The sequence below is a fragment of the Salifodinibacter halophilus genome (assembly GCA_012999515.1).
Taxonomy (GTDB): domain Bacteria; phylum Pseudomonadota; class Gammaproteobacteria; order Nevskiales; family Salinisphaeraceae; genus Salifodinibacter; species Salifodinibacter halophilus.
Genome location: JABEEB010000322.1, coordinates 1 through 265 on the forward strand (window position 1 = coordinate 1; position 265 = coordinate 265).

Annotated in this window: 1 protein-coding gene; it reads right to left on the bottom strand. The window is 73.6% G+C overall.

Annotated elements, in window-relative coordinates; genetic code table 11:
* Positions 1-265, bottom strand: a 265-nt coding sequence (locus HKX41_11865; GenBank protein NNC24830.1) for a hypothetical protein, incomplete at both ends; no start/stop codon positions are given.

A 265-nucleotide genomic window follows, 5' to 3' on the forward strand; every position in this document is an offset into this window, starting at 1 on the left:
GCCTCGCGCAGGAACCACACCTGCACCTCGTCGCCGACCCGCGGCACCCGGCTGGCGTCGAACTGGCCGGTCTTGGTGACCCAGCGCTCGGCGCCCAGGTGGTCGGTGAAGCGGGCGACGAAGCGGATGCGCGGTTCGTTGTCGACTTCCACCCCGGTGTGCTGGGTTTCGGTGACCAAGCCGGTGGTGCGCTGGCCCTGGGCCAGGGTCTCGCGCATGCGCCGTTGCTGGCGCAGATGGCGGCGGCGCGCGGCCAGCGCGGCCC